Annotated in this window: 4 protein-coding genes and 1 pseudogene; 4 read left to right on the top strand and 1 reads right to left on the bottom strand. The window is 64.3% G+C overall.

Going from position 1 to position 2,571, the window contains the following annotated elements; genetic code table 11:
* Positions 1-435: pseudogene (locus tag AHiyo1_RS08060) on the bottom strand (uracil-DNA glycosylase); the annotation flags it as partial.
* 135 nt (positions 436-570) lie between these two features.
* On the opposite strand from AHiyo1_RS08060, the gene AHiyo1_RS08055 reads away from it, so the two are divergent.
* The 4 genes from AHiyo1_RS08055 to AHiyo1_RS08040 form a co-directional block, all read left to right on the top strand.
* Positions 571-906 carry a DUF3263 domain-containing protein gene (locus AHiyo1_RS08055; RefSeq protein WP_059388211.1) on the top strand — a complete coding sequence of 112 codons (336 nt, stop codon included), beginning with the start codon at positions 571-573 and terminating at the stop codon, positions 904-906.
* A 49-nt stretch (positions 907-955) separates the two neighbouring features.
* On the top strand, positions 956-1,579 hold the full coding sequence (locus AHiyo1_RS08050; RefSeq protein ID WP_059388210.1) for a LytR C-terminal domain-containing protein: 624 nt from the start codon (positions 956-958) through the stop codon (positions 1,577-1,579).
* Positions 1,580-1,718: 139 nt separating this feature from the next.
* Positions 1,719-1,922, top strand: a complete 204-nt coding sequence (locus tag AHiyo1_RS08045) for a cold-shock protein (RefSeq protein WP_059388209.1) — start codon at positions 1,719-1,721, stop codon at positions 1,920-1,922.
* A gap of 95 nt (positions 1,923-2,017) precedes the next feature.
* Positions 2,018-2,571, top strand: a 554-nt coding sequence (locus tag AHiyo1_RS08040; RefSeq protein WP_253257210.1) for an ABC transporter substrate-binding protein, incomplete at its 3' end; no start/stop codon positions are given.

Genomic DNA, 2,571 nt, shown 5'->3' with positions numbered 1-2,571 from the left:
GGAGAACTCCTTGGCCCGTCCAGGCCGAAAGATCGCCGTGGACCCGCGGCGGGAGCCCGAGATCGGTTTCCATCTCCCGGTAGATGTTCGAGAGGCTGCGGGGATGGGCCGTGTTTGTCCGGAAACCGCGAAAGAGAGCCCGACGGCGTGTCCCGGCGTCGGGTAGGGGTCCTGGCCCAGGATCAGCACCTTCACGTCGGCCAGCGGCTGCCGGAAGGCACGAAGTATGTTGGACGCCGCAGGCAGCACGTGCGTTCCGCGGCCGGCCTCGGCCGCCACGAAGGCGAGCACCGAGCGCAACTCGTCCTCGATGCCGGAGAGCGCGCCCGCCCAGTCCGGCGCCATGAGATCTTCCAAGGCCATTCCGGGTAGTGCCTCGAACCCGGCGGAGTGATCTTCGGATTCAAGCTCAAATAACGCTTCTTCGCCTGCCACCCAGCCATTGTCCTGTCCTGGCGGTCCGGGGGAAAGCGCCGGCCCTCAAGGCGGCGGGGCAAATGACATCAGTGTTATTCGCCCGTTACCATGGGCGGGGGACATTTTTCAGTCAATGCGTCGAAGGAGTGTGTCGTGGCAGAACCCGCTCGGGAACCCATGGCGTCCGAAGCAACTGGATTGGTGCTCGAAGACCTGTCCGCCGGACTCCGCAGCGATTCGCCGCTCGGCGAGCGTGAACAGCAGATGCTCGCCCTGGAGCGGCAATGGTGGAAGTACGCCGGGGCCAAGGAACAGGCCGTCCGGGAACTCTTCGATCTCTCCGCGACCCACTACTACCAGCTCCTCAATGCCCTCATAGACACCGAGGAAGCATTGGCGCACGATCCTATGCTGGTCAAGAGATTGCGTAGACTACGTATGTCACGTCAGAGGGCCCGCACAGCGCGCCGTCTCGGTTCCGACGCATAGAGCACCCGCTGATCCCCCAGCCAGCAAGCAGCAAGGACAAGGCTTCACCATGACCAAATTTGCCCGGGATGAATTCGACCGTGTCCCGCAGAGCTCATCGCGGCAAGGTGTCCACAGGCTCGTCGCGTCTGCTTCCCGGCCGGCCCTGTGGCCGGTGCTGCTGCTGGGCGGCATCGCACTTGCTGTAGGACTCGTTGCCTTCCTGATCCTTCCGAAGCTTGGCTTCACCTCGTCGACGACGCCGCAAGCCGTCGTCACCGCTGACACTTCCAAGCAAAGCGCCGCGGCGCCACCTTCGGCGAACAGCTCTGCGCAGGCATCCAGCCAGCCGTCTACCCAGCCGAGCCCGGGCGACACTCCGTCCAGCACGCCGACGCCGACCCCCACGACGGCGCCATTGGACAAGACGGCGGCAGTAGCGGTCTACAACGGCACCACCACCGGTGGCCTGGCTGCGCGTGTGGCCGGCATGGTGCAAGGCGGAGGATGGCCGTTGTCCACTGTCGCAAATTGGGGCGGCATGCCCCAGCAGACGTCGTCGGTCTTCTACAAAGGCGCGGCGCAGAAGGGCAATGCCGAAGCCCTCGGCAAATTGCTGGGCATTTCCAACCTCGTGGACAGCGCGGAGTTCCAGCAGCCCGTGGTTGTGGTTCTGGGCCCCGGTTACAAATAGCAACTCGGTTACGCCTCAATAACATTGCGGCCACCCGCACCCAAGGTTGCGCTACGGCAACGTGACTGTGGTTACAGTAGTTGTGAGCTGGCCCGGAGATCCCGGAAGCCGGCCACTGCTAGTTGAAAGTGTGGGGATCATGGCTTTGGGAACCGTCAAATGGTTCAATGCCGAAAAGGGCTACGGATTCATCACCGTGGATGAGTCCGGTGACGACATCTTTGTGCATTGGTCCGCCATCCAGATGGATGGCTTCCGTGCGCTCGAAGAAGGACAACGCGTCGACTTCGAACTGGGCGAGGGCCAGAAGGGCCCGCAGGCAGAAAGCGTGCGGCTTATCTAGTGGGTGTTGCGGCAACAGGGCTGTCCTGGCCCCTCGGAGCGCGCCGGTCCCGGGTAGTTTCTCTTCTTGCAGCTTCGGCAGCCTTGGCCCTTGGAGTGGCCGGATGTTCCGCCCCCGTCGGCAACGCCAGACTGAGCTCCGTTACCCCAAGCGGCGACGGCGTCCTGCGCATCGGCGTGATCCTGGACAATACCGGTGGTTCCGCATTCCTCAACGAGTCCGAACTGGCTGCCGCCAAGTTGGCTGTCAAACAAATCAACGACGCCGGCGGATACAAGGGCCGTCCCGTCGACTTGCTACCGGCGTCGGCGGCCGGTGAAGGCGGTGGCGCTAGCCAAGGGGCCGGCGCGGCGGCCTTCTCTGCCGACACTGCGGCACAAGCCAAGGCGTTGTTGTCCGCCCACGCAGACGTCGTCGTGGGGCCGAGCGATTCGAGCCATGCGCCCGCCGCGATCGATGTGCTCTCTCCCGCCCGGATTCCGCTCATCTCGCCGGCGAACACGGCGTCGGGGCTGAGCAGCTACAAGAATGGCGGCTTCTACTTCCGCACGTCTGCCGCTGATGCCGCACAGGGCAGCGTCCTGGCGAAGCTTGCCCGCGACGCCGGCGCCAAGCGCATTTCGGTCCTCCACGAAGCCGGGGATTACGG

The sequence above is a fragment of the Arthrobacter sp. Hiyo1 genome (genome assembly GCF_001263615.2).
GTDB lineage: Bacteria > Actinomycetota > Actinomycetes > Actinomycetales > Micrococcaceae > Arthrobacter.
Note: the sequence above shows the minus strand (reverse complement) of the source record. Positions and strands in the feature narration are given on the sequence as shown.

Bases quoted from the DNA above. Each gene is read 5' to 3' on its own strand.
- AHiyo1_RS08050 (WP_059388210.1), top strand. From the start codon at position 956: ATGACCAAATTTGCCCGGGATGAATTCGACCGTGTCCCGCAGAGCTCA.
- AHiyo1_RS08045 (WP_059388209.1), top strand. From the start codon at position 1,719: ATGGCTTTGGGAACCGTCAAATGGTTCAATGCCGAAAAGGGCTACGGA.